Source organism: Candidatus Endomicrobiellum pyrsonymphae (genome assembly GCF_020328025.1).
In the GTDB taxonomy this organism is placed as follows: Bacteria; Elusimicrobiota; Endomicrobiia; order Endomicrobiales; family Endomicrobiaceae; genus Endomicrobiellum; species Endomicrobiellum pyrsonymphae.
The window spans coordinates 1-2,297 of record NZ_JAIXMZ010000013.1; the positions used below are offsets into that span (position 1 = coordinate 1).

Annotated in this window: 2 protein-coding genes and 1 tRNA gene; 1 reads left to right on the forward strand and 2 read right to left on the reverse strand. The window is 36.0% G+C overall.

Annotated elements, in window-relative coordinates; all coding sequences use genetic code 11:
• Positions 1-88: 88 nt before the first annotated feature.
• Both LE180_RS02255 and LE180_RS02260 read right to left on the reverse strand, forming a co-directional pair.
• Positions 89-745, reverse strand: a complete 657-nt coding sequence (locus LE180_RS02255) for a hypothetical protein (RefSeq protein WP_374133863.1) — start codon at positions 743-745, stop codon at positions 89-91.
• A gap of 281 nt (positions 746-1,026) precedes the next feature.
• Positions 1,027-1,110, reverse strand: a tRNA-Leu gene (locus LE180_RS02260).
• Between the two features lie 471 nt (positions 1,111-1,581).
• Between LE180_RS02260 and LE180_RS02265 the strand changes: the two genes are divergently transcribed.
• On the forward strand, positions 1,582-2,297 hold a 716-nt coding region (locus LE180_RS02265; RefSeq protein ID WP_374133864.1), incomplete at its 3' end, for an ABC transporter ATP-binding protein.

Below are 2,297 nucleotides of genomic sequence, written 5' to 3' on the forward strand. Positions count from 1 at the left end.
AGGCTAGTTTAGTCAATGCGCTACATCAATACCACAACAACACAATATCAAACAACTAGTAAGAAATCAATAAATCCTATCAACCGGTTCAGTATGTTGTTAACCATTTCCATTGAAACTTATTAAACTTATCAAGCGAGTAGTTAGTTATTGCCCACACCAGTATAGTACCAGTAGCACCTAGAAAATAAGCCTGCTTCAGCAAGCCCCTGTTTTCCTTCTTCTCCGGACGAGGCACAAGCATCGAACACAGCACGAACCCAACCGCACTAGCAATAGGTGTGGCATATGTCTCTGCCCAGCTCTTAAAGCTCACCTTGTTTATCTTTGCCAAAGCCACCTGCCTATAATCCTTCCCCGAAGAATTCTTGATGGAGTCATTCTTAGGCGAAGTCTTAGAATAATCACCAAAACAAGTTTTCTGAGAGAGAGTGCACTTTTTTGAAGCCTCAGAGTCACCCGTCACAGAAGCCACAATACATTCCGCATCATAGGATTCACACTTCGCACCACCTTTAAAGCTCCCTTGCAAAGATTCAAAACAAGTCGCCTCAGATTGGTTACAAGAGGAGGGCGCACGAATTACATTATCTAAAGAACCTGTGAGAGGATTTACATCCCCCAAAGACCGAGAGTCAGTAATATGAGGAGTAATACGTGCAAAATCATTACTCTTATCCTTCTCAGTACACGAAGACAACACAACTGACAACAATAATAATACTGCTATAGTTTTTTTAAACATAAATTCAAATATTTAATTACATCAATACCAAAACAATCAAACCAACTGTACTTTACAGTTTACATTAATTATTAATTAATAGCAAATTACTCAGACAATTTCTAGTAGTTTTATCTAGTAGTTTTATCAAGTATAGAGTTAGTTGTAAGCAATTTGTAAGCAGAGGATGACTAAACTTGTTAAAGATTGTTAAGACTTGATAACTTTGAATTGCCAATATTTACCGTAGATAAAAGCTGCTAAAACTGTTATCTCGTCCACAACTCAAAAACATTAACAAATGCTGAGGAGGGGATTTGAACCCCTACCGCCCTTTCGGGGACAGGCTTCTGAGACCTGCGTGTCTGCCGTTCCACCACCTCAGCGTTGCCATAGCCAAACAATTTTATATTATCTGTTTATAATTTTCATTTTAATTACGCGCATGTATTTCCATTTATTCGTTTTATATCTCAAACAACAAAAAATCGTGGGTATGATACCATAAATGATTAAAGCGCACAAGCGCCGGTATAAACCCATTTTAAATGCAGATACTACGAGGTACAATTGCGAGACGATGAATTCGTTGAAACAATCTAGAATTTCTATAAAATATCCCCATTATAGAGTTAGTTGACTATAGATAGCTTGGAAAGAGGTCTATTGATGAGAATATTCCGTTTTGAAGATTTTTTGCAAGTTTTAAAATTGCCTAAAAAATATGAAGCGAATGAAGCTCAGCGGCAAGAATTTTTGGTACTTTTGTTTTGTCTTGCGAAAGTGCAAAATAAACTCTTTCTTTTTCCTGTCATATATTATAAAATCTACGCATTCGTTTACGAGGAGAATGTATTGTGGACAATTTTATTGAGTTTAGAAGCGTTTCAGTTTTGCGCGGCGATAGAAAAATTTTAAATAATGTTAATCTTAGCGTAAGTTCGGATGAAAATGTTGCGATAATAGGTCCAAATGGTTCGGGGAAGTCTTCATTTATAAAACTTATAACAGGCAAGATTTATCCGTCTTATACAGGGGATAATACTGTTTGTAGGTTATTTGGTCGCACGCAGTGGAATATACACGATTTGCGAAGTATGCTTGGAATAGTAACAAATGAATTGGAATATGAGTTTCATAATGTAATAACAGGTTTTGAAGCAGTTTTGTCAGGATTTTTTGCAAGCATAGGAATATGGAGTAATCATGTGGTTACAAAAGATATGATTAAAAAGACTGACGAAATGATTGATTTCATGGATGTGTCGTTTTTGAAAGATAAAAAACTTGAAACGATGTCTTCAGGAGAAGTAAGGCGATTTTTGATTGCAAGAGCGCTTGTAAATAATCCTAAAGTCTTAATTTTAGACGAGCCTTCAAACAGTTTAGATATTGCATCTTCGATAAAGCTCCACAACATAATGAGAAAAATTGTGGTGGCAGGCACAAAAATAGCGCTTGTAACGCATTTGGTTTCGGATATTATCCCTGAAATTAACAGATTTATATTTTTTAAAAACGGTGAAATTTTTGCCGACGGTAAACGTAGTGAAATTTTTAATAGCAATACGTT

Excerpts from the sequence above, each read along its gene's own strand:
- LE180_RS02255 (WP_374133863.1), bottom strand. The coding sequence starts at position 745 with ATGTTTAAAAAAACTATAGCAGTATTATTATTGTTGTCAGTTGTGTTG.